22 protein-coding genes are annotated in these 26896 nt (G+C 51.2%); 15 read left to right on the top strand and 7 right to left on the bottom strand.

Annotated elements, in window-relative coordinates:
• Positions 1-153: 153 nt before the first annotated feature.
• The 4 genes from NST29_RS07810 (at position 154) to NST29_RS07825 (ending at position 4342) form a co-directional block, all read left to right on the top strand.
• The gene (locus NST29_RS07810) at positions 154-1233 is read left to right on the top strand and encodes a Gfo/Idh/MocA family oxidoreductase (protein WP_033843657.1); all 1080 of its coding nucleotides are present in this window, start codon (positions 154-156) and stop codon (positions 1231-1233) included.
• A gap of 118 nt (positions 1234-1351) precedes the next feature.
• Positions 1352-2101 carry a ThuA domain-containing protein gene (locus NST29_RS07815; protein WP_033843659.1) on the top strand — a complete coding sequence of 250 codons (750 nt, stop codon included), beginning with the start codon at positions 1352-1354 and terminating at the stop codon, positions 2099-2101.
• Positions 2098-3252: a Gfo/Idh/MocA family oxidoreductase gene (locus NST29_RS07820; RefSeq protein WP_033843661.1), complete on the top strand. Its 1155-nt coding sequence runs from the start codon at positions 2098-2100 to the stop codon at positions 3250-3252. Before NST29_RS07815 ends, NST29_RS07820 begins: the two co-directional genes overlap by 4 nt.
• Positions 3253-3370: 118 nt before the next feature.
• Complete coding sequence (locus tag NST29_RS07825) at positions 3371-4342, top strand: sugar phosphate isomerase/epimerase (RefSeq protein WP_033843663.1); 972 nt, start codon at positions 3371-3373, stop codon at positions 4340-4342.
• A gap of 723 nt (positions 4343-5065) precedes the next feature.
• Here the strand turns inward: NST29_RS07825 and NST29_RS07830 are convergent.
• Positions 5066-5398, bottom strand: coding sequence for a hypothetical protein (locus NST29_RS07830; RefSeq protein ID WP_033843665.1), 333 nt, complete (start codon positions 5396-5398; stop codon positions 5066-5068).
• Between the two features lie 68 nt (positions 5399-5466).
• Positions 5467-5928 (bottom strand): CBO0543 family protein, encoded by a 462-nt coding sequence (locus NST29_RS07835; protein WP_033843667.1) that lies wholly within the window; start codon positions 5926-5928, stop codon positions 5467-5469.
• Between the two features lie 236 nt (positions 5929-6164).
• On the opposite strand from NST29_RS07835, the gene NST29_RS07840 reads away from it, so the two are divergent.
• Positions 6165-6491 carry a nucleoside triphosphate pyrophosphohydrolase gene (locus NST29_RS07840; RefSeq protein ID WP_033843668.1) on the top strand — a complete coding sequence of 109 codons (327 nt, stop codon included), beginning with the start codon at positions 6165-6167 and terminating at the stop codon, positions 6489-6491.
• Complete coding sequence (locus NST29_RS07845) at positions 6484-8931, top strand: DEAD/DEAH box helicase family protein (RefSeq protein ID WP_033843669.1); 2448 nt, start codon at positions 6484-6486, stop codon at positions 8929-8931. Before NST29_RS07840 ends, NST29_RS07845 begins: the two co-directional genes overlap by 8 nt.
• A gap of 419 nt (positions 8932-9350) precedes the next feature.
• Here the strand turns inward: NST29_RS07845 and NST29_RS07850 are convergent, their stop codons facing one another.
• From NST29_RS07850 to NST29_RS07860, 3 genes are all read right to left on the bottom strand, one after another.
• The gene (locus tag NST29_RS07850) at positions 9351-9485 is read right to left on the bottom strand and encodes a hypothetical protein (RefSeq protein ID WP_255358727.1); all 135 of its coding nucleotides are present in this window, start codon (positions 9483-9485) and stop codon (positions 9351-9353) included.
• Positions 9486-10206: 721 nt separating this feature from the next.
• Complete coding sequence (locus NST29_RS07855) at positions 10207-10671, bottom strand: exosporium glycoprotein BclB-related protein (protein WP_231559826.1); 465 nt, start codon at positions 10669-10671, stop codon at positions 10207-10209.
• An 862-nt stretch (positions 10672-11533) separates the two neighbouring features.
• Positions 11534-12634, bottom strand: coding sequence for a glycosyltransferase (locus NST29_RS07860; RefSeq protein WP_033843673.1), 1101 nt, complete (start codon positions 12632-12634; stop codon positions 11534-11536).
• A 325-nt stretch (positions 12635-12959) separates the two neighbouring features.
• Between NST29_RS07860 and NST29_RS07865 the strand changes: the two genes are divergently transcribed.
• From NST29_RS07865 to NST29_RS07880, 4 genes are read left to right on the top strand one after another with little or no spacing between them, the layout of a single operon-like run.
• Positions 12960-13589: a YhbD family protein gene (locus NST29_RS07865; RefSeq protein ID WP_033843675.1), complete on the top strand. Its 630-nt coding sequence runs from the start codon at positions 12960-12962 to the stop codon at positions 13587-13589.
• Between the two features lie 3 nt (positions 13590-13592).
• A complete protein-coding gene (locus NST29_RS07870) occupies positions 13593-14297 on the top strand; it encodes a polymer-forming cytoskeletal protein (protein WP_033843676.1) in 705 nt (234 codons plus the stop codon).
• A 5-nt stretch (positions 14298-14302) separates the two neighbouring features.
• Entirely contained in the window at positions 14303-15025 is a 723-nt protein-coding gene (locus NST29_RS07875; protein ID WP_033843678.1) for a polymer-forming cytoskeletal protein, read from the top strand.
• 15 nt (positions 15026-15040) lie between these two features.
• Complete coding sequence (locus NST29_RS07880; protein ID WP_033843680.1) at positions 15041-16552, top strand: MDR family MFS transporter; 1512 nt, start codon at positions 15041-15043, stop codon at positions 16550-16552.
• A gap of 517 nt (positions 16553-17069) precedes the next feature.
• On the opposite strand, the gene NST29_RS07885 is transcribed toward NST29_RS07880, so the two are convergent.
• Positions 17070-18188 carry an acyl-CoA desaturase gene (locus NST29_RS07885; RefSeq protein ID WP_033843682.1) on the bottom strand — a complete coding sequence of 373 codons (1119 nt, stop codon included), beginning with the start codon at positions 18186-18188 and terminating at the stop codon, positions 17070-17072.
• Between the two features lie 334 nt (positions 18189-18522).
• A complete protein-coding gene (locus NST29_RS07890) occupies positions 18523-18942 on the bottom strand; it encodes an EamA family transporter (RefSeq protein WP_231559827.1) in 420 nt (139 codons plus the stop codon).
• A gap of 315 nt (positions 18943-19257) precedes the next feature.
• Here NST29_RS07890 and NST29_RS07895 point away from each other — a divergent pair, with 315 nt between their 5' ends.
• The 5 genes from NST29_RS07895 to cmr3 all read left to right on the top strand — a co-directional run bounded on the left by NST29_RS07895 (position 19258) and on the right by cmr3 (position 26641).
• The gene (locus tag NST29_RS07895; protein ID WP_033843683.1) at positions 19258-20118 is read left to right on the top strand and encodes a Cof-type HAD-IIB family hydrolase; all 861 of its coding nucleotides are present in this window, start codon (positions 19258-19260) and stop codon (positions 20116-20118) included.
• A gap of 1349 nt (positions 20119-21467) precedes the next feature.
• The gene (gene csx2 / locus NST29_RS07900; protein WP_033843684.1) at positions 21468-22793 is read left to right on the top strand and encodes a TIGR02221 family CRISPR-associated protein; all 1326 of its coding nucleotides are present in this window, start codon (positions 21468-21470) and stop codon (positions 22791-22793) included.
• The gene (gene cmr1 / locus NST29_RS07905; RefSeq protein ID WP_033843685.1) at positions 22780-23682 is read left to right on the top strand and encodes a type III-B CRISPR module RAMP protein Cmr1; all 903 of its coding nucleotides are present in this window, start codon (positions 22780-22782) and stop codon (positions 23680-23682) included. Before csx2 ends, cmr1 begins: the two co-directional genes overlap by 14 nt.
• Positions 23679-25475: a type III-B CRISPR-associated protein Cas10/Cmr2 gene (gene cas10 / locus NST29_RS07910; RefSeq protein ID WP_339232897.1), complete on the top strand. Its 1797-nt coding sequence runs from the start codon at positions 23679-23681 to the stop codon at positions 25473-25475. Before cmr1 ends, cas10 begins: the two co-directional genes overlap by 4 nt.
• Complete coding sequence (gene cmr3, locus NST29_RS07915) at positions 25472-26641, top strand: type III-B CRISPR module-associated protein Cmr3 (RefSeq protein ID WP_033019040.1); 1170 nt, start codon at positions 25472-25474, stop codon at positions 26639-26641. The genes cas10 and cmr3 overlap by 4 nt, the downstream gene beginning before the upstream one ends.
• Positions 26642-26896 lie beyond the last annotated feature (255 nt).

Genomic DNA, 26896 nt, shown 5'->3' on the forward strand with positions numbered 1-26896 from the left:
GCAAGCGATGCTGCTTCAGATGATAAGCAACAAAAGAGGCTGATCGTCGGAAAAGATGCATGGGCAGCGCGCTCTGCCCTCCACCCGGGGATGAAACTTGGGTCAGTTCGGCATTTTCATCAGAAATAAAAGGAAAGGCAAGGGGGAAATCATATGGAACGCGCACGTCCAATCCGCCTCGGATTGATCGGGGCTGGCGGGATTTCCAAAGAACATCTTCAAGCGGCGCTCAAACTTCCGGAGCGCGCCGTTTTGCAAGCGATTTGCGACGTCAACGAGCAGGCGGCCGCGGAAAAAGCGAAAACGTACGGCATTCGCGACGTGTACGGCGACTACAAAGAGCTGCTCGCCTCGCCCGATGTGGATGCGGTCATCATCACGGTGCCGAACTTTTTGCATGCCCGAGTGGCGGTCGACAGCTTGCGGGCCGGAAAACACGTGCTTTGCGAAAAGCCGATGGTGACGAAAGCGGAAGAGGCGGACGCCATCATCCGCGCCCGCGACGAGTCGGGAAAACAGTTTATGGTAGCGCTCAACAATCGATTCCGCCAAGCGGCGCAATGGCTTCATGAGCGAATCCAATCCGGCGCGTTCGGCGAGATTTATTACGCGAAAACAGGCTGGGTGCGCCGCCGCGGCATTCCCGCATGGGGGGCATGGTTTTTTGACCGTGAGCGCTCCGGGGGCGGCCCGCTCATCGATTTGGGCGTCCATATGCTCGATGTCACGCTCTGGCTGCTCGGGAATCCGAACCCGGTTGCCGTGACCGGGAAAACGTACGCCAAATTCGGCCCGCGCCATCAAGGAGCATGGCCGGGGACATCGTTTGTGCCGAACGCTGCATATACGGTCGAAGATTTTGCTTCCGCGTTCATCCAGCTCGAAAACGACGCGACGGTGCTCCTTGAGACGAGCTGGGCGTCGCACATTGAAGAAGAGCGGGCGTATGTCGAGTTTCTCGGCACGGAAGGCGGCGTGCGCTGGGAGTGGAATGTGGCCGGCAACCGCCAAGAAGTGAAATGGTTCCGCAATGAATCCGGCGTCCCGGCTGATGTCACGCTCCATTTTGACGATCAAGGCGAACGGGTGGCGCTACTTGACCATTTCTTAACGAGCATCGCCGAGAACACAACGCCGCTTTGCACCGCTGAGCAAGGGCTTACGATCGCCAAAGTGTTGGAAGCGATTTACGAATCGTCTGAACAAGGGCGGCAAGTCCGCCTCGAATGGTGAGAAACGCTCCATGAATCGCGCTGGCGTCCCAACGAGTCGCGAACATGGAGAAACATTCCAAAAAACACTCCGCCTAGCCGCGTACAGGCAGGCTGAAAAAACAAGGGGGAGCGAACGGATGACCACACCGATCCGCGTCGTCGTTTGGAACGAATTTCGCCATGAAAAAAAAGATGAACAAGTCAAAGCGATTTATCCGGAAGGGATGCATGCCGTGATCGCGAGCTACCTGGCTGAAGCCGGGTTTGACACGGCGACCGCTGTGCTCGACGAACCGGAGCACGGCTTGACCGACGAGGTGCTCGACCGGTGCGACGTCCTCATCTGGTGGGGGCATATCGCCCATGATGAAGTGAAAGATGAAGTGGTCGAACGCGTCCACCGCCGCGTGCTCGAAGGAATGGGGCTCATTGTCCTTCATTCCGGCCATTTCTCGAAAATTTTCAAAAAGCTGATGGGGACGACATGCAATTTAAAATGGCGCGAAGCCGATGAAAAAGAACGTCTCTGGGTCGTCGCCCCGGGCCACCCGATCGTCGAAGGGATCGGGCCGTACATCGAGCTCGAGCAGGAAGAAATGTACGGCGAGTTTTTCGATATTCCGGAGCCGGACGAAACGATTTTCATCAGCTGGTTTGAAGGCGGGGAAGTGTTCCGCAGCGGCTGCACGTTCACGCGCGGGAAGGGGAAAATTTTCTACTTCCGCCCTGGCCATGAAACGTACCCGACGTACCATCACCCGGACGTGCTGAAAGTGATCGCCAACGCCGTCCGCTGGGCCGCGCCGGTCAACCGCGGGGAAATCGTCTTCGGCAACGTCAAGCCGCTGGAACCGATCAAAGCGAAACAAGGGGGAGTGACGCTGTGAAACCGATCAATGTCGGCATCATCGGCACCGGCTTTTCCGCTTCATCCCATATCGAGGCGCTCCGCCGCTTGCCGTTGGTGAACATTGTCGCCATCGCCTCAAGCAGCCAAGAAAAAGCGGAAGAAGCCGCGCGCCGGTTCGGGATTCCGAAAGCATACGGCGACTACCGGGCGCTGATTGACGACCCGGACGTGGAAGCGGTCCATAACTGCACGCGCAACGTCTTGCATTTTCCAATCAACAAGGCCGTGCTCGAGGCGGGGAAACATTTGTTGTCGGAAAAGCCGCTCGCCATGGACAGCGAACAGTCGGCCGAACTGAAACAACTGGCGGAAAAAAGCCTAGGTTTGAGCGCTGTCTGCTTCAACTACCGCCATTATCCGCTTGTTGCTGAGGCGAAAGAGCGGCTCGCCCGCGAAGCGAAGCGCGTCCATTTCGTCTATGGCGGCTATGTGCAAGATTGGCTGCTTTATGACACCGACTACAACTGGCGGCTCGACCCGGCGCAAAACGGCCCGTCGCGCGCCATCGCCGACATCGGCTTGCACTGGTGCGACACAGTGCAATACGTGCTCGGCAAATGCATCGTCGAAGTGTTCGCCGATTTGCGCACCGTCCATCCGGTTCGCTACAAGCCGAAACAGGAAGGAAGCACGTTTACATCCGGGCGCGCTCAAGACGCTGAACCGGTCCAGATTGATACGGAGGACGGCGGCAGCGTGCTCGTCCATTTTGACGACGGCACCCACGGCGCATTCACGATTTCCCAAGTGAGCGCCGGCCGGAAAAATCGGCTCTATTTTGAAATCGCCGCCGATGCCATGACGCTCGCTTGGGACCAAGAGCACCCGAACCGTCTCTGGGTCGGGCGCCGCAACGGCCCGAACGAAGAAGTCGTCCGCGACCCGGCGCTTTTGTCGCCGCGCGCCGCCTCGCTCGCCCATTACCCGGGCGGCCATGAAGAAGGCTGGCCGGACGGGCTGAAAAACTTGTTCCTGGACTTTTACAGCGCCATCAGCCGGAAACAGCGCGGCGAGGCGCTCGGCGAGCTACCGTTCGCGACGATCGCCGACGGCCATCATACGATGACGATCGTTGACGCCATTTTGGAAAGCCACCGGACGAAACAATGGGTGCGGGTGGCGGAATAAACAGCGTTGGTTTGGACGCCGCCAGCACGGGCGCGAACGGCGCGCCAAAACGAAATGAAACGTTGGGGCCGGCCGCCGACTGACCGGCCCTACACGGCAAGAAGGGGGAGAAAAACAAATGAAAGTAGGCGTATTTACCGTCTTGTACCAACAGTTGCCGTTTGAAGACATGCTCGACAAAGTGGCCGCGATGGGCATTGAAGCCGTCGAGCTTGGCACCGGCAATTACCCGGGCAGCGCCCATTGCGATCCGGACGCCCTGTTAGATCAGCCGGACAAAATCAAGGCGTTGAAAAAAGCGGTTCACGACCGCGGACTTATCATCAGCGCGCTCAGCTGCCACGGCAACCCGCTCCATCCGGACAAAGCGTTTGCGAAACAATCGCATGACACGTGGCGGAAAACGGTCAGGCTCGCCGAGCAGCTCGAAGTCCCGGTCATCAACGCCTTCTCCGGCTGCCCGGGCGACCATCCCGGTGCCAAATATCCGAACTGGGTCACGTGCTCCTGGCCGCCGGATTATCTGGAAATTTTAAAGTGGCAATGGGACGAAGTCGTCATCCCGTACTGGCGCGAAGAAGCGGCGTTCGCCAAGGAGCACGGCATCACGCAAATCGCCTTTGAAATGCATCCGGGCTTTGTCGTCTACAACCCGGAAACGCTCCTCAAACTGCGCGAGCACGTCGGCGAAGCGATCGGCGCCAACTTCGATCCGAGCCACCTGCTTTGGCAAGGCATCGACCCGGTTGAAGCGATCAAACTGCTCGGCCGCGAAAAAGCGATTTTCCACGTCCATGCGAAAGATACGTACTTGGACGAAGCGAACATCCGCAAAAACGGCGTGCTGGATACGAAGCATTACAGCCAAATTCTCGACCGCTCGTGGGTGTTCCGCACTGTCGGCTACGGGCAAAGCGAAAAACGGTGGCGCGACATCGTCAGCGCCTTGCGCGCCGTCGGCTATGACTATGTGCTCTCCATTGAACACGAAGACATGCTCGCCTCGATCGACGAAGGGCTGTCCAAAGCAGTGGCGCTCCTCAAACACGTGCTGTTCAAAGAAGAACTGCCCGAGATGTGGTGGGCATAAACAGAAGGCGGCAAGGAACAGGGCTCTTTGCCGCCGATCGTTTTTTGCGCTAGAAGGTCGGTCATTTAGTGCAAAATACTACCGATTTTATCTGTTTCTCAATTAGAGAAACCTTGCAGAGCGAGCTTTCTTTTCTGAATGAAAATGCCGAACTGGCGTGAGATTTTCATCCCCGTGTGGAGGGCAGGCCGCGCTGCCCATGGATCTTTTTTGAATGAAAATGCCGCCGATTCGTGTGTGACAGCGGTTTCCCCACCCTCCTAGAAGGCCGGTGAAGAACGGCTGTTTCTTTTGAGCAATGGGGGAGCGTTTGAAAGGCGATCCTAATGCGACAAGGCTTTTCTATTTGCGAAATGAGCTTGATAAGCGGCTTGCCCCTTCAATCCCCCTCCTAGAAGGGTGGTGAAAAATCGCTGATTCCCTTCATCAACGGAAGAATGATTGAAAAGCAGGCCGGATACAACAAGGTTTTTCTAATTGAGAAATGACATTGGAAAGCTGTATACCCCGTTAAATCCCCCTCCTAGAAGGTTGGTGAAAAAACAGCTGGTTCCCTTTATCAATGGGGAAATGCGTGAAAAGCAGGACCGATGGATTAGGGTTTTTCTAGTTGAGAAATGCCGTTGCAAGGCTGTATCTAGGATGAAATCCCCCCTCCTAGACACGCCTTCCTAGAGCCGCTCGCGTTCTCCCGAAAAGGGGCGGAGCGATGGGGCTACGCTCTTACCCAGCGAGCGCCGCTTGGCGGCGAATGCGCCCTTTCATGAACAGAAGCTGATGTCCGTCGACGGTCAAATCGATCATCGCCCCGGCGAGCACCTCGTGTTCCGACTTCCGCTCATTCGCCTGCAAATACGCGACCCGATACCACTTTCGCCCGTATTCAAAGTACATGTACCGCCCGCGGCGGAAATCGATCCAAAACTTCACCGTCTCCCCATTGACCGTCTTCCAGACATACCCCCACGCCCGGTCTTGGCGAATTGGCGCCATTTTCGGGCGCGCTGAATTGACCGCTTCGTAGTACAACCGATGTTTCACGTCAAACAGCATCACGATTTCCCGTCCCCTTTCCAATAGGCTGATACTTATATGTATAGCCCTTCACGAAAAAATAGACATGCCTATTTCTCCGCCTTCCCTATTACCCGTCCCGCAAGCAGCCGGACGGCGAACGTTAAGAAAAACATGGTGACGAAAGAGTACCCCCATGTCCAGTGGCGGTACTCAATCAAATCCGTATACCGCTCAAATACTACCTCTACTCCCGTCAACACCGCCGCATACCCCGCACATTGCGCCGCCACGCCCAACCAGCCCGAACGCCTTGATGTCGCATACACATAGACGCTAACGACCGGATAGAGAAGATATTCAAAAATGACACTATTGTCCGTATAAGCGGCCAAAAACCGAACTGGATACTCGAGCAGCCCAGCCCCAGCCACGATCGCGCCAAAAAAACTCGCCGCATACGCATTGAGCAAAAACGAGATCGACACTTCCCGCAACGACAACAAGCGGAAACTAAACAAAAGCAATCCGATGCCCATTGCCACGAGCAGCCAAAGAACGAGCCATTCCATACAAGCCTCCACGCACAGAAACTGTCGACTTTACCCCAATCACGTTGAGTTTCCTTTAGTATGGCACGGAGGAGGTGGGAGTATGTGAAGTTTTTGGCCTAGCATTTTATAACACACAGTTGATTTAGCCAGAAACAAATAGTCCTTAGGACAAGGGTCTTCTGCCTGTTCTTTCTATGAAAAAAAGGCGAGATTTTGTAAAATAATCGTATAGTCTCGTAGATGGAGGAATGGATATGCCGATATACAATAAGCTCGTTCGCGACCGCATCCCAGCCATTATCGAACAAGCCGGAAAAACGTTCACTACTCGCATACTCGACGCGGAAGAATATAGGAAAGAACTACAGAAGAAAGCGTTTGAAGAGCTTGAGGAGTATGTTCAGTCAGCGACCGACGAGGCCGCCCTCGAAGAGCTTGCGGATGTGTTGGAAATTATTCGTGCCTTAGCCGCATGTCATGGCGCTTCGATCGAACAAGTGGAACAAATCCGGACGAAAAAAGCAGAAGAGCGCGGCGGCTTCCGTGAAAAAATTTTTTTAGTCGAGGTTCATGATGAGTAAAGTCGAGTTGATTTCCCGGTGGCTCATTGACAAGCTGCAGGAACAAATAGGCCGCTCATCGACGATATACATATTGACGTCGTTTGCCATGAAATCCGGTGCCCGCCTATTGAAGGACAGTTTGCGGGTAGCGGCAGAGCGGGGTGCAGACATCAAAATTTGTGTTGGCGATTATTTGTTTGTCACCCAGCCGGAAGCGTTGCGTGAACTGATTTCGATTCATCCTGACATCGAAGTGCGCCTGTTTAGAAGTGATGGGATTTCGTTTCATCCGAAGGCTTATCTGTTTGAGGACAGCAAACAAGGCTACTTTATCATCGGGTCTTCTAATTTATCTCATTCAGCTCTCACAGACGGCATCGAGTGGAATGTGGGGCTGGATAAAAGTGTTGATGAAGATGTATTTGCTGAAGCGATGGAGCAGTTTTTAAAGCTGTTTTACGCTCCGGAAACGGTGGCGGTCAACGCCGAAACGATCGCTGACTACGAAAAACAGTATCAAGATAATCACCAACGCCATCCCAACTTATCTCGTACATGGGCTGAGAGAGAGGAAATCGAGTTAATGCTTCCGTCGGAAACGGAAAAGAAGCAAGATGGAGAGACGGCGGACAAGGCCGATGTTGTTCATGAAACGACGGCGCCCTATGGAACGATTCAGCCGCGCTTTGCCCAAGTTGAGGCATTGGAGCGGTTGGAAGCGGCCTATGAAGAAGGATACGATAAAGCCATGGTTGTCATGGCGACCGGGTTGGGAAAAACATACTTGGCCGCTTTTTTTGCCCGCCGTTTTTCGCGAGTGCTGTTCATCGCCCATCGCGAGGAGATTCTTCGTCAGGCAAAACAATCGTTCGAACGTGTGATCCCGGCTCGAACGGCGGGTATATACGACGGCAATCAAAAAGACGGAAATGCGGATATGGTGTTTGCCTCGATCTTTACGCTGAGCATGAAAAAACATTTGCTTTCGTTTCGTCCTGACTCATTTGACTTGATTATTGTCGACGAGTTCCACCATGCGGCGGCTCGCTCATATGAGCGCGTCCTTCACTATTTCCGGCCGGAGTTTTTGCTTGGTATCACCGCCACCCCAGATCGGAATGACAATAAAGATGTGTACGCGATTTGCGATGGAAACGTTGCCTACCGCATAGACTTTATTGAAGCAGTGCAGCGCGGTTGGCTTGCGCCGTTTCGCTATTATGGTGTGTACGATGACACCGATTATTCGCAAATCAAATGGCTCGGCAGCCGCTATGATGAGAAAGAATTGCTTCAAGCGCAGCTTCGCGAGGAGATGGCGGAAAACATTTTGCGAGCATGGGAGCAATATAAGAAAACAAGAACACTTGTTTTTTGTTCATCGATTCGGCAAGCCGATTTCTTGTGTGAATATTTCCGCCGCCATGGCTACCGAACGATCAGTCTTCACTCGAAGCAAACAGACATCCCGCGCCAACAGGCCATTGCCATGTTGGAACACCGTGAACTGGACGCTATCTTTACCGTCGACTTGTTCAATGAAGGGGTCGATATTCCTTCTGTCGATACCCTTTTGTTCGTGCGGCCGACGGAATCGTTGACCGTCTTCACCCAGCAAGTCGGGCGTGGCTTGCGGCTGTATGAGGGCAAGGACTACTGCGTGATTATTGATTTAATCGGAAACTACCGCAATGCTGATATCAAACTGCGCCTGTTTGATGCACAGCGGGGCGAAACGAAGAAAAAAGCGAGGGAATCCGTTGTGCCAACGGTTCCGGAACCATGCGAACTGCATCTTGATGTCCAAGCCATCCATCTTCTCGAGGAGATGCAGAAAAAACGCCAACCGCGCAAAGAACGGCTGCTGGCCGATTACAGACAGCTCAAGCAAGAGCTTGGACGTCGTCCGAGCTACATGGAGTTGCACTTACACGGCAGAAGTGAAGCAGCGGAATATAAATCAGAGTTTAAGTCGTATTTTGGCTTCCTTTATTGGGCCGGGGAGCTGTCAGATTTAGAGAAGGAAGTGTTTCTCAAGCATGAACCGTGGCTTGTTGAGGTTGAGCGGACGGTAATGTCGAAAAGTTATAAAATGGTTGTCTTAAAAGCCATGCTCGAGCGCGGACCTTCGGGCTGGCATGAGCCCATCACTCCGCAACAAGCGGCACCGTTCTTTCACCAGTATTTAACAGAAAAAGAATACCGGAAGCGCATCGATTTTTCCGATGGGGAAACGAAATGCCTTTGGGAGTACGATGAGGAAAAGGTAAGCAAACTGATCGCCCGCATGCCGATGACGAAATGGAGCGGCAGCTCAAAGGGACTGATTTCTTTTGTAAACAATGTGTTTGCGCTCCAATTTTCCATCGCCCATGAACATGAAGAAATGTTGTACAATTGGACGAAAGAAATTTGCGAGTATCGGTTGCATGTGTATTTTGAGAGGAAGGAGAAATGAAAAAATTGATATATACACGTTGTTTCATTGAATGTTAAAAATCTGCAGTGAACCTCATTTTGATGGATAAATGGGGAAAACCTTGATTTATCAAGGAAAGTACCTCATTATTTGTATAACATGGAAAACACGATTACCGCTTTACTGCAAAATAAGGTATAATGGGCTGTGTAGGCGATACCCCAAATTGCCTACTGCATCAATAATTTTGCTTTGTAGTCGACAGGGGTTTTGTCTGAACGTAGAGGAATTTAAACAAAAGATTGTTTTCATACAAAACAGTTTATTGCAACTCACATTTCACACCCTAGCAGAATGGAAAGAAAGAACTTTTTATTTCGTTTTTCAAAATACCATTTCGACCAACACGACTAGCGATGGCAATCCTTTTTTACCATCGCTAGTCGTTCCGTATGACGTTACACGTCAATGCTCTCGTCCATGCCCAATCCCTGCAGGGTCCTTCGCTGATCAGGGGTGAGCGCTTTCCCTAACGCGCGTTGGATGTGCCCATCCGGCAGCTCCAGTAGGACGACTTTCACATACCGGAACAACTGAAAGATCGCCTGATCGGGCGGGCGGGTCAGTTTCCGGTATCCCAAGCCCTTTCATAGCGGCCGCTCAAGATATCCAAGTGATTAGACCGACAACGTCGCTGGCTCGAGTTGGGCATTGTGGATTCACGGGAACCAGATGATCAATCAACTGTGGAATGTCAAGATCCTTGAACAGGGTGCTTATTATATTCAAATAAGAACTTTCATAAATGGCCCGAATTCGAACGTCCATGATGGGCAAACTCCTTTGCTTTCCTTGGGTGTCAAAAACATAAATTTCACTTCATTTCCAAAAGAAGTATCCCGCCTCAAGAAAACGTGAAGGATGCACCCAATGAGGAGGCGGGAGATGGATGTTGGTAGGCTTTCATCAATGAATAGGATCATCTATGGGTAGAACGGATGTCTTTGGAACGAAGGGAAGCGGAACGTGTTCTGGTGTGCGGGCTTACCGTTCGACCGATATGCACAAGTCGCTTGAAGCCCCCGCCACTAAGCGAAGCGTAGGTGGCCGGGGCACAGAAACTTGGCCACAATGATTTGAACGTAATTATGGGTTGTCATCAAAAATAGCGCAAATGGTGTGAAGCCAATGGAAGTTTGGATGATTGGGTCGGCGAACAACGGGTAAGATCATTCTGGTGAAGTGAGCGGCAAACTATTTTCTCTGTCTTGCTGCAGGACGACGAGTAAAGATGTGGCCAGCGGCACATGAAATCTAATTAATGGCTACCCCTGCTCCAGCGTATCCAGTGACAGAAGCGGCGATAGAAAGCCCGGAAGTGGTGGTGAAAAATACCATGAGTAATCGATCTCCCGTATTAACAGGGATGTTTAATCCTGTGACAATTCCTGCGGCATTTTGCGGTGCGGAGATTGGGAATGTAATGATTGGAGCCAAGGTGACGAACGTGCTGGGAAGGGGAGAAAATACGTTGCTAGATGGGGAAGTAGCGATATAAAGTTGAGCGCGAATTGTAGCTGTTCCTAAAAGTGCTGTGCCTGTGGTAGCCGAAAAGTTAGCTGCTACAGCGGTAATGATTCCAGAGCGTGGAACAGTAAAAGCGATGTTGGATGTGCCGCCGAGGTTTATAGTTCCTCCAATTAAACTGATGTTGGAAGTTGCACTCCCGAAGCCAATTAAGCTCGCTGTATCGGCTAAACCTGCTACGGTAGCAGTCAAGACCACAGTGTTTCCAGATGCAAATGGGATGATGGCGCCAGCACCAGCAGGCCCTGTGGGTCCCGTGGGTCCCGTGGGTCCAGCAGGTCCTGTGGGTCCCGTGGGTCCAGCAGGTCCTGTGGGTCCTGTGGGTCCAGCAGGTCCCGTGGGCCCCGTGGGTCCAGCAGGTCCTGTGGGTCCCGTGGGTCCAGCAGGTCCTGTGGGTCCTGTGGGTCCAGCAGGTCCCGTGGGCCCCGTGGGTCCAGCAGGTCCCGTGGGTCCTGTGGGTCCAGCAGGTCCCGTGGGCCCCGTGGGTCCAGCAGGTCCCGTGGGCCCCGTGGGTCCAGCAGGTCCCGTGGGTCCTGTGGGTCCAGCAGGTCCCGTGGGTCCTGTGGGTCCAGCAGGCCCTGTGGGTCCCGTGGGTCCTGTGGGTCCAGCAGGTCCCGTGGGCCCCGTGGGTCCAGCAGGTCCCGTGGGCCCCGTGGGTCCAGCAGGCCCTGTGGGTCCTGTGGGTCCCGTGGGCCCTGTGGGTCCCGTGGGCCCTGTGGGTCCAGCAGGCCCTGTGGGTCCTGTGGGTCCAGCAGGTCCCGTGGGTCCAGCAGGTCCTGTGGGTCCTGTGGGTCCTGTGGGTCCAGCAGGCCCTGTGGGTCCTGTGGGTCCAGCAGGTCCTGTGGGTCCTGTGGGTCCCGTGGGTCCCGTGGGTCCTGTGGGTCCTGTGGGTCCTGTGGGTCCCGTGGGTCCTGTGGGTCCCGTGGGTCCTGTGGGTCCTGTGGGTCCATATAATTTTATGATTGGCGTCTGGATACAGCATAAAGGGGAAAGACATTTTATCCGAATAGGATGGCGGTTAGACAAATAACAAAACCTCCTTATCATTAAAGTGTTATTGATCCGTTTGAGGGAACGTACTATGGATAGAAAGGATAGACTCTAACAAGCATTGATTGTGCAGCACGTCTGGATGATCGGGAACATATTCCTTGGCTTTTTCATTATGTTTGTATGCCAGTTCATATTCACCTAAATAGAAGTAGCATACACAGAGTTGCAAGTGGGGAAGCCAAGTCCAGCAAGCGTGATGAATGAATCCCCAGCTGTCGGAGGGTATCGTCAGTTGAGTTGCTAAATTATACCAGAACACTGCAAGGCGATATTTTTTCTTCTTGAGAAAATAGTAACCTAATCGGCAGCAACACTCAGCGCGGGGGGTGTCGTATTCAAAAGATTGGTACACATATCGTAGCGCTTGTTTTTCATCTCCAAGTGCATAAAAACAATCCGCTAGTCTTCCACAGGCTGCGATGCAATCTTCCACCCATCCTTTTTTTGTTTGCAAAAATTGTTCATAATATGAGATAGCTCGCTCATATTGTTGTTGGTCGAATAGCTCATTGGCGAAGTAAAACAAATCCCTTGGTGATAGTTCCTTTCCCTGTGCTAGTTGTTTTTCGTAAATTTTTAAATTTCGATCGGAATGATTATGAATTGGTTGATGAAGCACCGTGATGTCACTGTTAAGAATCTTTCCCCATACTTCTAAGTATTCATGAACCATGCCATGCCATCTGAAATGATTGGAACGCTTGACTAGACGGTTGCGCCGAACGCTGGAGATGGTTGTCCCGCGTTCATCTCTGGCTAGGCTGTAGATCATAGTTACAGAATCGATATCAGATGGAAGTGTGCATTTCAATGAAAGAAATTTTTCTTGGTCTTCGCTCAATAGCACGTCGTCAGCATCCAACCAAAAAATATAATCCATTGTAGCATGAGAAAACGCGAAGTTTCTGGCGGCGGAAAAATCATCATTCCAAGGAAAATCGATGATTCGCGCTCCGTAGCCTTGAGCGATTTCTTTAGTGCGATCAGTGGATCCTGTATCCACAATAATGATCTCGTCCACTAAATGTCGAACGCTATCTAAACAGCGGGCAAGCACGCTTTCTTCATTTTTGACAATCATGCAAAGGCTGATGGTGATCATCCATCTTGCACCTCTCTTTCAACGATGGATAACGGTGTGTTTAATCATATGAAACGTACAACAAAGTGCTTATGCGAATGCCATGTGTGATTTTGGAAATCGGGAAATGGGCTAGACCGTGAGGGGATACATGTGGGAGTGGAAAGGGGAAGACTCAGGCATAATGTCCTATACGTAAACATGAAAAAGAAAGGGTGTCCCGTCCAATTTTCTTGTCTTGATTGTCAGGTGAGGCGACAATGTTTTTTGGAAAGGATGATCTTTTTTTATTTACAACGTAACAATGTTATGTTACATTTATGGTTGTGAGGGAGGTGAGCTGCTCATGGAACAGGAATTGATTTCGAAAAAAGAACTGCTTGAGCTGACCGGCATTTCATACGGTCAGCTGTATCGCTGGAAGCGGAAAAAGCTGATTCCGGAAGAATGGTTTATTCGCAAATCGACATTCACTGGGCAGGAGACGTTTTTTCCGAGAGAAAAAATCTTGGCTCGCATTGAGAAAATCAAGGAGCTGAAGGATGAGCGGTCTCTCGATGAGTTGGCGGCGATGTTTGCCCCTGATCCGGCGACGGTCGTCATGACGAAAGAAGAAATCGTAAAACGTCACATTGTTTCGGATGTCGTGCTGCAATTATTGAACAACCAGTTGAGCGATCGAAACGACGTTTCGTTTGTGCAGCTTCTTTCTCTTTATCTTGTTGATCGGCTGCTTCTTTCCGGCGAGATCAGCATGGAAGAGGGAAAAACCATATGGAAGATGTTTGAGAGCCATTATCCAAAACTGCAAGGAAAATCATGCGAGCTGATCGTCCTCCGTAAAATGGGAGTGGCGACTTGCTTTTTGGCGGAAGGGGCAGTCAACTTGTACATCGAAGAAGGAGCAAAGCTCGCAGCGCGGCTGCATGTGCCGGCATGCATTGAAGAGTTAAAGCTGAAGCTTTCGGAGGGATGAGAAATGGAGCGGCGTGATTTGGTCATTGCCGGAACGGGGCATGCGTCCGGCGGGCTGTACAGCTTGGTGAAATTATCGGGGAATGGAAAGCTGTATGGCGATCTCGATTGCTTGGAGATGCAAGTGCAAGGAAATGCGACCGTCGAAGGAAGCGTGAAAGCCAACAACGTTCATATTGCCGGGAAAGGCCATGTGACAGGTGGGATGGAGTGCGAGTGGATGAAAGTGAGCGGGAGTGTGAAAATTGGAGAACATGTGCAATGCCAGGAGGCGACGGTTCGCGGCCACGGCTTGGTGAAAGGCTCATGCACGGCGGAGACGATCCGTGTCCATGGCGAGCTCGACGTTGGCGGTGACTGTTCGGCCGAGCGGATGGAGGTCGAAGGGCATTTCTCCGTTGGCGGGCTGTTGAACGCAGGCTATATCGAAGTAAAGCTGTTTGGTCCGAGCCGCGCTACGGAGATCGGCGGGGAAACGATTATGGTAAAGAGGCAAGGAGGTTCGCTGTTCAAAAAATGGTTTTTTCCAGCGGAGTTGACCGCCGATGTGATCGAAGGGGATGTCATTCATCTCGAACATACTACGGCGAAAACGGTGCGCGGCAACCGCGTGACGATCGGGCCGGGATGTCACATCGAGCGGGTCGAGTACCGAGAAGCATTGGAATGCGATGAAGAGGCGAAAATCGGAACCATAGAGAAAGGGTGAGAACGATGGCGGCGAGAAATTTGACCATTAACGGATCGGCGTTTTCGGGCGGCGGCACGTTCCATCACGTGACGGTCCGCGGCGATGCGACGATTCGCGGCGATGTCGAATGCGACCGCTGCAAAGTGTTTGGCTCGGCAGACATGAAAGGAGCGCTCACCGCCCGCCAGCTTCGCCTGTTTGGCCAAGCGAACATCGACGGTCCTGTGCGTATGGAGAAAATGGATGTGTTCGGGGAAGCAGACATTCGCGGCCATGCCCATCTGCAGCATCTTCAGCTGCGCGGGATGGTGCAGGTGGAGGGGAACGTGGAAGCGCATGCGATTCGCGGCTATGGCGAGCTGTCGGTGTCGGGAAGCTGCGAGGCGGAAAAGGTCGCGTTGACCGGCGTCGTGCGAGTGGGACAGACGCTGAATGCCGAACAGGTGGAATTGTCGCTCTATTTTGCCGACAGTTCGGTCAAGGAAATTGGCGGCCGGACGATTTCCGTCAAGCGAAACAAAACGTGGAACGCCATTCACTGGCTGACGCGTTTTTCTTCCTTATCCGCCACGTTGGAGGCGGACACGATTGAAGGCGATGAGATTTATTTGGAATATACGAAAGCCGCGATCGTCCGGGGAGAGCGGGTGACGATCGGCCCCGGCTGTGAGATCGGGCTTGTTGAATATCGGGAGGCGTTTGCCCAAGACGAACATGCCATGGTGAAAGAAAAAAGACAGAGGTAGAGGGAGAGGGAACGGATGAAGAATAAGGAAACGAAAACGGGATTGGTCGTGATCGCGCTGTTGCTCGGCATTTTTGTCGCCTCGATGGACAATACGATTGTGGCCACAGCGATGGCGACGATTGTCGCCGATTTGGGCGGGCTCAAGCAGTTTGTTTGGGTGACGTCGGCGTATATGGTGGCCGAGATGGCGGGGATGCCGATTTTTGGGAAATTGTCCGACATGTACGGACGGAAGCGATTTTTCTTATTTGGCATCATCGTGTTTTTAATTGGGTCGGTGTTGTGCGGCATGGCGCAAACGATCGTGCAGCTCAGCATTTTCCGCGCCATTCAAGGCATCGGTGGCGGGGCGCTCGTGCCGATCGCGTTTACGATTATGTTTGACATTTTCCCGCCGGAGAAGCGCGGGAAGATGGGCGGGCTGTTTGGTGCGGTGTTTGGCTTGTCAAGCATCTTTGGCCCGCTGCTTGGCGCGTATATCACCGATTATCTCAACTGGCGCTGGGTGTTTTACATTAACATTCCGCTTGGGATTGTCGCGTTTTTCTTGCTTTGGATCTACTACCGCGAGTCGCCGAAGCATGCGAAGCAAAGCATTGACTGGCTTGGCGTGATGACGCTTGTTCCGGCGATCGTCTGCCTGATGTTTGCGCTGGAGCTTGGCGGCCAGAAGTACGCGTGGGACTCGGCCGTGATCATCGGGTTGTTTTCGGCGTTTGCCTTGCTCTTTCTCGTGTTTTTGTATGTAGAAACGAAAGCGCAAGAGCCAATCGTCTCTTACCATATGTTTCGCGAGCGCCTGTTTGCGTCAACGACGTTGGTCGCCTTTTTCTCCGGCGCGACGTTTGTTGTCGCCACCGTGTACATCCCGATTTTTATCCAAGGGGTGACGGGCGGTTCGGCGACGAATTCCGGATTGATTTTGTTGCCGATGATGCTTTCGACGACGGTATCAGCCCAGCTCGGCGGCTTTTTGGCCGGGAAAACGAGCTACCGCAACGTGATGTTCGGGTTTATGTTGCTGTTTACGGCTGGGATCGGGCTGCTTGGCACGATTGATGAGCATACCACGCGGCTTACGGTGACGTTGTACATGATGATTGTTGGGTTAGGGGTTGGAGCATCGTTTTCGGTGCTCGGCATGGCGGCGATCCACCATTTTTCTGAAGCGGAACGGGGAGCGGCCAGCTCAACGAACTCGTTTGTCCGGTCGCTCGGCATGACGGTCGGCATTACCGTGTTTGGGATCATTCAGCGCAACTTGTTCACCGATCAATTGGCCGAGCAGTTTCGCGGCATGGCGCAAGGGGCCCATGGAGCGAATATGCACGATCCGCGCGCGATGTTGTCGCCGGAAGCGCGGGCGCACATCCCGGCCCCTGTGCTCGACCGTTTGACCGAAGCGCTCGCCTCGTCGATTGCCGATACGTTTTTATGGGCGCTCCTCCCCGCGGCGCTGACGATCGTTTGTGTGCTGTTGATGTCCAACGATCGGCTCGCTGCGCCAATGAGGATGAAAGAGTAAGAGAGGGGGAAAAGGGTGTCTCAAACGATGCGGGACACCCTTTTCATCTAGGAGGCTGGTGATTCACTTGCGCAACCGTTTCTTGAGTAGAAAAAACTTGTTGCGTCAGCCTCTATGTTCACGCGTTCCATCATCGATCAAGGCCACCAACCTTATCGGCAAGTAGGAGAAAGGAAAGAGGGGGCCTACAAGCGGTGAGCCCCCTCTTTTTCACTGCCTATCTGTATCCGCTCCACCAAGAAAACGTGTCTCGGAAGTTGTTGATTTAATCTTGGATACAGTTTTGCAATGTGATTTCTCAATTAGAAACCCCTTGTTGCGTCGGTCCTGCTTTTCATGTGTTCTCCCATTGAGGAAGGGAATCAGCGGTTTTTCATCAGCCTTCTTGGCCGCATGTCGCGGTCGTTTCGCCCGGTTGCAGATCGGCTTGCGCCCGCCAGCGCTTTCCCCGGCGGCGGGTGCAGCGGCATCGGGCGCTGATGATTCCGGGAATGGCACATCGTTTGGTGAGCGGTTTTTATGCCTTGCCCGCTCCGGACGCGTTTTTCCATTTTGCCTTCCGGGTCGCCGGCGATGCTTCGGCGTCTTCTTCCCGCCTGCGGGGCGCGATCTCATCGGGATCGAGTCCGTTGCCAAGCGTGCCGTACACATGACCTTGCTTCGGTTCGATGAGCTCATTGTGCTCGTAGTAGACGCGCGGCGTTTTCCAAAGCGCGGCCAGCGCTTTGGTCATCGGCATCTCGTGGTAGCGGTCCGGCCACATCTGTTTGATCTGCTCTTTCACGAGCGGGTAGTATTTTGAGCTCATCGCCGGAAAAAGATGATGTTCGGTATGATACGAGAAATGGAAGTGGAGAACATCCACCCACTTCGGCACGGTGACCGACAAGCTGTTCGCCAACGGGTCGTTGACCGGCACCAACGGATTGAGGCGGTGGTTGGTCGAAATGTAGCCCATGACGATCATGTTGGCGACAAGCAGTGGAAGCAAAAAGGCGAATAGCCACTTTTCCCAGCCGACAAGCCATAACAACCCGATCCACGTCGTCCACGGCAAGAGAAATTGACATAGGACAACGATGCGATTTTTCCAGCGGAAGTCTTGCCAAAACAAAACGAGCATCCGAATCGAGTGGACGGTAAACATCACCGACAAGGAGGCAAACGCGAAACTAGCGCGAACTGGGAACGGAATGCGGTAAACCCAGCGAAGCAGGCGGCTTTTCGCCAATTGTTCCATGCTTGGCCAGGCGTCAGGGTCTTTTTCTTCATGTTGGGTATGCACATGGTGGGTGGCGTTATGCCATTTTCGCCATAGCTTCGGCCCGGTGCAGAGCGGCCAAAAGGCGAGCGCCCCGAGAAGATCGCGCAGCCACGGCGTTTTGACGACCGTGCCGTGCAAAATTTCATGGCCTAAAAATCCTAGCGCCGCAAAACTGAAACCGAGCACAATGGAAATGAGGAGGTTCCATACAGGATGGAAGTCGAAAAGGGACACAGCGAGGATGCCGCCAGTGACTACCAGCAAATAAGCCAAACCTCCCAACAGACGGGATCGCACAGGCTGAAACGCTTTTTTCGGCAAATGCGGGGAAATTTTCGCCGCATACCAGCCGAACGGGTGAAAATCATTCATTCAAAAATCTCCTTCCACATCACTCTTCGCTCGATGTGCCGCGCGATCATGCAAGCGCGGGTTCATCGCCGCGACCATTCATTAGAATGAAGGTGATCAAATGCCGAGTGGCTTTTCATCATAGTGAAGACCATCATATCATCTTTTCCTTCGTCCTGTCTATAAAAAAGTAAAAAAATTGTGGCACCAAGCGAGAATGAGGCGTTTCTCCGTTAAACGGCGGGCTCGTTCGCGGAGCTTGGCAGGGGGTGGAGAGGAGGGCTAGGGCGCATCGTTCCCATGATGGCCGGCTGGCAGCCGGGAGGGAAGACAAGGCGCCCGCGAGACGGACGGGCTACAACATCATCAGCAACGTCCCCGCGGTGATGAGCAGCACCCCGATCACGACCTTTGCGGAGAGCGGTTCGCCGAGAAACATCGCCGCAAACAAAATCGTCAGCACCAAGCTCGATTTGTCAATGGCCGAGACGCGGGACACATCACCGATTTGGATCGCTTTGTAAAAACAAAGCCACGACAATCCGGTCGCCGCCCCGGACAAACATAAAAACCACCAGCTCTTGGGAGAGATCGATTTGATGCCATGGTGGGCGCCGGTCAACCACACGATGGCCCACGCGAGCACAAGCACGACCGCGGTGCGAATGGCGGTCGCCAAGTGAGAATTGACGTTTTCAATCCCAATTTTCGCCAGCACCGATGTCAACGCCGCAAACACCGCCGCCAACAAGGCGTAAACGATCCACATGGGCATCCCTTCGCTTTCATTGAGAATTTTTTTCATCTATTATACTATGAAAAGCGGGCAGATTTCACGTTTTTGCCATCACTTTGGTATAATAGGGGAGCGCCTATGAGGACGGCTCTAGGAGGCCGGTGATTTCGTGCAAAATACTACTGCTTCCACCTATTTCTCAATTAGAGAAACCTCGTAGAAACAGCCTTCTTTTCTGAATGAAAATGCGATGATTGGGGTGTGACAGCGGTTTTTCACCAGCCTTCTAGTGGAAAGCGAGCCCTTGGTTTACGGGCCGCGGTGTGGAGAACAGCGAAAGAGAGGGATGGATCGATGCTTATTGCCTTAGATATGGATGGAACGCTATTGAACGGGGAGGGGAAAATCAGCGAACCAAACCGAAAAGCGATCGCAGCCGCACAAGCGCAAGGCCATATCGTCGCCATCGTCACCGGCCGGGCGCGCAAAGATGCACTCGCCCCGCTTCGCGAGGTGGGGCTCGTCTGCCCGATCGCCAGCTTAAACGGGGCGATCGTCACGCTCGAAGACGGCACTGTCATCAGCGAGGCGCCGCTTGAGCGGGCGACGGTCCGCCCAGTGCTTGAGTGGGTGCGCGAACAGGCGGACTTGTATTGTGAGACGTACACGGGCGATGCGGTCTATGTCGGCTTGCATAACCGCGCTCAGTGGGAAGCGCTCGCTTCGGAGATGGCCGAGGCGGCGCCAGAGGTGAAATGGCTTGTGAACAAACAGTTCCAGCAGGCGCGGGTGACGTACGTCGACGACATCCGCACCGTGTGGGACGACCCGGAGCGGGTGATGTATAAGCTGCTGATTTTCGCCCTTGACCGCAAGCGGCTTCTTGATGCGGCGTCCCGTTTCGCCCTGCTCCCCGGCGTCACGGTCACCTCGTCACATCCGCACAACATTGAGATGAACAACGAACGGGCGACGAAAGGGGAGGCGCTCAAGCAACTCGCCGCCCATTACGGCATCGATATGCGCGATACGGTCGTCTTTGGCGACAGCCATAACGATTTGTCGATGTTTGGGGTGGCGGGCTGCCGCGTCGCCATGGCCAACGCCGCCCCCGAATTGAAAGCGAATAGTGATTTCGTCACCCTCTCCCATGAGGAAGACGGCGTGGCCGTGGGGCTTGAGCGGGTGTTGGCGCGGCGAGGAACAAGCCGATGACCTTCCCTAGCTGCACACCCCAAAACAGCCGCAAAAACGGCAGGGGTGTGCAAGCCTCTTTTTCTTTCGATTCACGAAACATGGTATTGATAGATCAATAGTTTGAACGTTTGACAGATTCGGTCAGCTGTACAAGTTGACATAATCAATTTTTATGATTTGAGGGGATGTGAGGGGTTTGCAAAATGGCCTCTTGCCGCCTTAGAAGGCTGGTGAAAAACAGCGATCGCCCCTAGCTGACGTCGGATGACGTGAAACGAGAAGCTGATGTCGCAAAGTTTCTCAATTCGAGAAACAAGGCGGTGAAGCAACCTGTTCCTTTTGTCACCATCCTTTTAAAGAGTCAAGGGTAAAATGAAGGTGCTGTTGAAAGTAGTGGGCTTCGTGGAGAGGATTCTTTACCCCTTCGAAAAAATGCTAGAAGGTCGGTGATTTAAGGGAGCAGGCCGCTTACCGACCTCGTTTCTCAAATAGAAAAGCTCTGTCGCATCGGTATCACGTTTTACACCCCCCATCGTTCAAAAGAAATAACCGTTTTTTCCTAGCCTTCTAGAAGGCCGGTGAAAAACCGCTGATTCCTTTCCATCAATGGGAGAATGAGCGAAAAGCAGGACCGATGTAACAAGGCTTTTCTAAATGAGAAATAACATTGTAAAGCGGTATCCACGATTAAATCACCAGCCTCCTAGGGAATGTTTCCCCGGTTTGTCCTCAGTTGACGCTTCACGCGGGATAAAGCCGCAGGAGTCTTGAATCGTTAACGCCTTCACCTGTTTCACGTTCGATCCCTCCTAGGTTCAAAGATGTGTCGTTGGCTTGTTAAAGTGTACAGTTCCGTAAGCTGATGGGCTTTCGCTTATGCTTAGGCATGTTTATTATGTTAATGTCCTCCGCGTAATGGCGATGGGGTGTATCTACAAGCTTGAAAGCAATATGGACAGACTTTTGCTTATGAAACAGCGACAAACTTAGACGCCTTATTTTGCCTCTAAAAGAAGCGGGCTGTTACGTCGACTTTTGGTGATGAGAGATGGAAAATGGGGAAGATTCTCCTAATTTGACACAAAAATAATTAAAGAATAGTGAAAATTAACTTTTTTTATGGTATGATAACCATGTCAATCTAGAAATTTCTTTGTGTGGAAGAATTGCCCTTGTGCGATGCAAGCAAGTTTTGAGGTGGGTTTGACTGTGTGGAGGGCAGAAGGTGATTAATGTTCTCTGCACCCCGCTGTTCGATTGTGTACATAAGGGATGGATGCGGCAAAGTAACTTATGATAATTAGAAATTCTGTATTTCCTTGGCGTTTGACTATGAGAGACTCCAAGGGCGGCAGAGGGGGAGAAGAATGATCAAATTTTTATCCTTTTTAGGGACTGGTCGTTATTTGTCTGGCGTATACCATCTCGAAGGAATCAAGTCAGAGACAACACCTTTCGTGCAAAAAGCAGTATTGGATATATTGCGGCAGCAAGGAATCATGGTTGACCGTGCGTATATTTTCGTCACAGAAAAAGCGGAAAGCACAAACTGGGCTGGTTTAGCTTCTGAATTAGAGCAGCTGCGCAAGCAAATGGACGGCTTTCGATATGACGCGGTGCGTATTCCGACAGCGGTATATCCGCAAGAAGTATGGGAAATGTTTGAAATCGTGACGAACGTGTTGGAAGAGGAGAATGAGGTGATTTTTGACATCACCCATTCATTCCGCTATCAGCCGATGTTGGCGCTTCTTACTCTTCATTACGCCCGGATTACAAAACGTGTAAAAGTGTTAGGAATCTATTACGGGTTGTTTGAACAGGAAAACGGGGAACATCCAATCATTGATTTAACGGCCTTTTCCGATATGCAGGACTGGGTGACGAACGTATACTCCTATATCCAGACAGGCAATGCCAACGCTCTGAGTCAATGGGTGTTGGAGCGTGGAAAAATGATCCGAAACCAGGAAAAAAGGAGTACTGAAGATTTAAGCAAGTTAAATAGCGCCACCCAGAAACTTAAAGAACTGACAAGTGCGCTGCAAGCGAGCCGTGCTCCGTTAGTATCGAAAATAGCAATGGAAGCGTCCCAATCATTAAAAGAGTTGCAGGAAGTCAGCGGCAGCTTGCGGCCGATGTTCCGTCCATTGAAAGTGCTGTACCAAAAAATGGAGGAAGATATTAGTGACTTGGCTGTTCAAGACGACATCTTGTCTGGTTTGGCTGCGATTGAGTGGTGCATCAACCATGGGCTCACACAACAAGCATATACACTTGCCAGTGAACTTTATACAACGGCCATATGTTTGAAATATAAATGGAATCCATATGGCAAAAAGGAGGAGGGGGAAGAGATCAGTAAGAGAGAGTTAGTCGATCGGGCGTTGACTGCCGCGATGAAAATTATTGAAAAGAAACGTTCAATGGATCAATACCGCGAACAATATCGTGATGAGAAATATTTGTCACTGATTGAAATGGTGCTTTCACATAGACCGTTGCTTGATATATTGCACAAGATCAGAGATTATCGCAATGACTTGAACCACGGCGGATGGCGACCGGCTCCGTTGTCAAGCGAAACGCTAGAGAAGAAAATAGTGGAACTGTTCGGCCAATATCGCTCTCTGTTGTTGGAATTTTGGCAAAATCATGTTGAAAGCGGGGAGAACAATCTTGCTGCAAAATGAGTATACGTGTGAAATAATTACGCCGCTTGTCGCTAAGGGAGCCGACAAGAGCATACTGGAACTTCGCGCCTCGGCTTTGAAAGGGGTGATGCGATTTTGGTGGCGGGCGTTGCATGGCCATCTTTCGTTCGAGGAACTGCGAAAGAGGGAAGGGGAACTATTTGGAGAAAGCGGCATGAGCCAATCCCCATTGACTGTTCGTGTTTGGAGTATTTTTCCTAGCGGAGAGACGTATTTACTTCCGCACAAAAAGCAGGTGAGAACGAGAAGTTACAAGTGCGGCCAGTCGTTCAAGGTGGTGTTGAAGGCAAGAAAACATCTAGAACTATATGATCGGCTATTCAAAATAGTTGTTCTGCTTGGGGGATGGGGGATGCGAAGCCGGAGAGGATTTGGGAGTATAACGATTAGGAAAATAAATGGGAATCCCTATGCCTTACCGAGCGACTTGCTAGGCATTAAGTGTTTGCTAGACGATTTTTATGACAAATCAGGCATCGCAAGGCCGATGATCGATGTGCGGGAGTCTGCCATTGTTGTTTCATCTAACCGCGATAATCGGTTTCCTTATATTTCATCTAACCGCGATAATCGGTTTCCTTATATAAAGATGATTGAAGTAGGGGATGTGTGGACAAATGCTGATTCCCTCCTCCAAAGGATTGCTCAAAGTGCCAGCGATCATAATCACGAACATAAAAGAATTGCTAAGTCCGGCCGTCGTTTTGCTTCCCCTATCGTCGTTTCAGTTATTGAAGATCATTCCTGTCAAGTTAATCGGAGCGGCCGGTTGCGGCCGATTATTACGACATTGAATTCTGTTCCACCTTTTTCTTTAAAAGGGGAGGTGGATCAGTTCCAAGCATTCAAGGAGGCGATTTTGACATGAACAGATCCCTGCTTTATGTGACCATCGGCCCGGTACAGAGTTTTATCGAGCAGGCACGGAAAACACAAGATCTTTATATTGGCAGCTTGCTTTTGTCGCATTTGTCGCAAACTGGGATGAATTTGATCCGTTCCCAGTATGGGGGGACGATTATCTTTCCCAATCCAGAGAACGATTCTGCTCCCAATCGATTTGTAGCCAGCCTTTCTGGGCATTATTCAATCGATGAAGTAGGTGGACAAGTCGAGCGGCATATTCACGAAGAGTTTATGAGAATTGGCAAAAGCTTGATTGGACCGGATAAACTCTCGTTTTTTGTGTCTGATTCCTTTCGACAGTCGTATTTTGAACAGCTAGAAGCTCATCTGCAAATTTTCTGGGTCGGTATCCCGTATGATGATTATCATCGCTCATATGCCAAGCTGGAAACATTGATGGGGCAGGTAAAAAACATCCGTCCGTTCCGCCAGATTGAGGAGCAGGGAAGAAAATGCAACTTGACGGGGGAACACAATGTATTATTCTATCGTAATCCGAGAGTGGATAAAGAAGGAAAGAGAAAGTTTTTTATCCCGGAAGAAGCGATCCCTTTAAATGGGGAGCGATACGTTTCCTATATCCGTGAAGGGGAGTATTTAGGAGCTCTTGGTTTTATTAAACGGTTTGCCTTTATGGATGAAGCATTCAAAAACAAGAAGATCCAATTTCCATCGACTGCTAAGGTGGCCATGCTCGACATCTTGACAGATGAGGAAATAGAAAACGATCATATCGATTATGCATATGTATTTGACATACTAAACGAAAATCCACCAGCTAACGACATCACCGAGCAGCAGCGCAGGGAAAGCGATAAGCTCATTCAACGGTTGAAAGCAGAGAAGAAGCGACCGAACCCATACTATGCCATGATCGTATTTGACGGTGACAGCATGGGAGAGTGGTTCGGCGGGGGGAAACTCGTGCATAAAGAGCAGCTTGAAGCGTTCCAGGAAAAGTTTACGTTTTGCCTAGGGGAATACGCCAAATGGGCGAAACGATATTTGAACGGGTCAAGAGGAAAAACGGTGTATGCCGGCGGGGATGATTTGTTTGGCTTCATCAACCTCGGCTGTCTGTTTGAGGTCATTGACCAACTGCGGCAAGAGTTTGACAGGCAAGTGAACCAAAAGTTGCAGGGGGAGTTTGAGCTGAGCGGGCAGCTGACGTTTACGGCTGGCATCTGCATCGGCCATTACAAAGAACCGCTTGCAGATGTCGTCAGAGGAGCTCGTTATGCAGAAAAAATAGGAAAAAAAGTTGAACCGAAACGCCCCGATGAACAAGAAAAAGATGCTTTTTGCATCAGTGTTTTGAAAAGAAATGGGGAACATCTGATTTCAGCACTGAAGTGGGGCGTCTCCAGCCAAGAAAATGAAAGCACACCTCGATTGTTGCAGCAAATTCTTGCTTTAATGACAAAACATTTTTCCGATACGTTTTTGCAAGTGTTGTCCCGTGAATTGTTTGCCTTCACCCGGAAACCATTCCGGGGAATGATGGAGGCGGAGCTGAGAAGGCTGCTCAACCGAAGTTTCAAAAAGGTAGACGGGGTGTCTAGAGAGGAGACTGTTGAAGAGTTGCTCTCCCTGCTGATGAAATTGTGGAAGATCAGCGACTATCTTCCGACAATCAACCAAAAAGCAGTCGGAGTGCAGACAGAGAATCATTCGATTTTGAATTTTATAAATACACTGTATATCCTTTCGTTCCTTAAACGACATCAAGCTGATGGAAAGGGAGACGGGCAATGAGAGTTCTCATTCAGCCGCTTGACCTTCTCTTTGTCCGGGATGGGAAGCCGTTTTCGATGGGGGAGGATGTCACGGCTCAAAGCGTTTTTCCACCGCCGCCTAGCACGTTTTATGGGGCGTTGCGCAGCGCCTATTTTGGAACGAATCCAAATGAATTCACCCCCAGGCAGCTCAACACCGACGATGATCCTACTGTTTCACTGACGGTCAGGGGAGTGCATGTATATGACGTGGAAAAAAAGCACTTTATTTTTCCGATTCCGTTAGATCTCGTCATTAAGGAAGATGACAGCGAGAGGCAAGCATATGAATTACAAATGAAAGAAAGGAATTTTTCTTCAAACTATCCGTTTCGAACGATTCTCGCCCCGCCGGATGAGCAAAACATGTACCGCTCGGCAGAAGGAAAATACATAAACGAAAAAGAGTTAAAAAAATATTTGCAAGGTTTAAGAAACAATGAGCATATTCGTTATTTGCCTCCGGAAGAGGGAGCGGATGAACAACCTATAGCCAAAACGGAAATGAAAATCGGCATTGCTATCGACCGCCGAACGAGAACAGCGGAAGAGTCCAAACTTTACCGTATGGGGATGAAGCGCCTTCATCCAGCCTATCGTTTTTTCGTTGATTTTGATGGGCTCGATGGGTTAAAAGATTCAGGACTGCTTCGTTTGGGGGGAGAAGGAAGAACGGCCTTTTACTCAAAAACGGAAATCGAGCCGCCTACGTTTGCGTGGCCTGACTATCATCCGAATTCTTCGTCCTCTCCCTCTAGGCAGCTCTTTAAGCTGTATTTTGCTGCTCCTACTTACTTTGCCAACGGTTGGCTGCCAAGTTGGATTGATCCGGAAACGATGTCCGGTGAATATCAGGGAATCAAGCTCGACTTGGTGACGGCCGCTGTCGGCAAGTACATGGCGCTTGGCGGATTCGATATGAAGGAGCGTTATCCTAAGCCGATGCGGCGTTTTGTTGGTGCAGGGAGCGTCTATTATTTCGCTGTTTCGTCTGAACACATCGAAGAGGTGACCACGATCTTTCATGATCAATGCATATGCGATGAGCCCCAATGGACAAAGCCAACATACGCTCAACAAGGGTTTGGTCTTTGTTATGTCGGAAAGGTGGCGGCCAATGAAACGGATGAGACATCGGTCGTGTAGATGAAGGGAGTTATGAGGAGAAATTTGTAAACTCTAGAAGGGCAGTGATTTAAAGGGAAATACTGCGCTCTAACAGTGTTTCTCAAATTGAAAAAACCTTGTAACGTCATCATTTCATTCCTTGTAATTTCCCACAAATCGATCGAATCTGTTATTTTTCACCAGCCTTCTAGGAGACCGGTGATTTAAGGGGACAAGTCGCTTATCAAGCCCGTTTCTCAAATAGATAAGCCTTGTCGCATCAGGATCGCCTTT

The sequence above is a fragment of the Geobacillus sp. FSL W8-0026 genome, assembly GCF_037966255.1.
Taxonomy (GTDB): domain Bacteria; phylum Bacillota; class Bacilli; order Bacillales; family Anoxybacillaceae; genus Geobacillus; species Geobacillus icigianus.

Coding starts and splice junctions, on each gene's coding strand:
- NST29_RS07845 (WP_033843669.1), top strand. CDS start 6,484: ATGAGTAAAGTCGAGTTGATTTCCCGGTGGCTCATTGACAAGCTGCAG.
- csx2 (WP_033843684.1), top strand. CDS start 21,468: ATGATCAAATTTTTATCCTTTTTAGGGACTGGTCGTTATTTGTCTGGC.
- cmr3 (WP_033019040.1), top strand. CDS start 25,472: ATGAGAGTTCTCATTCAGCCGCTTGACCTTCTCTTTGTCCGGGATGGG.
- NST29_RS07815 (WP_033843659.1), top strand. CDS start 1,352: ATGACCACACCGATCCGCGTCGTCGTTTGGAACGAATTTCGCCATGAA.
- NST29_RS07885 (WP_033843682.1), bottom strand. CDS start 18,188: ATGAATGATTTTCACCCGTTCGGCTGGTATGCGGCGAAAATTTCCCCG.
- NST29_RS07810 (WP_033843657.1), top strand. CDS start 154: ATGGAACGCGCACGTCCAATCCGCCTCGGATTGATCGGGGCTGGCGGG.
- NST29_RS07870 (WP_033843676.1), top strand. CDS start 13,593: ATGGAGCGGCGTGATTTGGTCATTGCCGGAACGGGGCATGCGTCCGGC.
- NST29_RS07835 (WP_033843667.1), bottom strand. CDS start 5,928: ATGGAATGGCTCGTTCTTTGGCTGCTCGTGGCAATGGGCATCGGATTG.
- NST29_RS07840 (WP_033843668.1), top strand. CDS start 6,165: ATGCCGATATACAATAAGCTCGTTCGCGACCGCATCCCAGCCATTATC.
- NST29_RS07890 (WP_231559827.1), bottom strand. CDS start 18,942: ATGCCCATGTGGATCGTTTACGCCTTGTTGGCGGCGGTGTTTGCGGCG.
- NST29_RS07880 (WP_033843680.1), top strand. CDS start 15,041: ATGAAGAATAAGGAAACGAAAACGGGATTGGTCGTGATCGCGCTGTTG.
- NST29_RS07825 (WP_033843663.1), top strand. CDS start 3,371: ATGAAAGTAGGCGTATTTACCGTCTTGTACCAACAGTTGCCGTTTGAA.
- cas10 (WP_339232897.1), top strand. CDS start 23,679: ATGAACAGATCCCTGCTTTATGTGACCATCGGCCCGGTACAGAGTTTT.
- NST29_RS07895 (WP_033843683.1), top strand. CDS start 19,258: ATGCTTATTGCCTTAGATATGGATGGAACGCTATTGAACGGGGAGGGG.
- NST29_RS07875 (WP_033843678.1), top strand. CDS start 14,303: ATGGCGGCGAGAAATTTGACCATTAACGGATCGGCGTTTTCGGGCGGC.
- NST29_RS07865 (WP_033843675.1), top strand. CDS start 12,960: ATGGAACAGGAATTGATTTCGAAAAAAGAACTGCTTGAGCTGACCGGC.
- NST29_RS07860 (WP_033843673.1), bottom strand. CDS start 12,634: ATGATCACCATCAGCCTTTGCATGATTGTCAAAAATGAAGAAAGCGTG.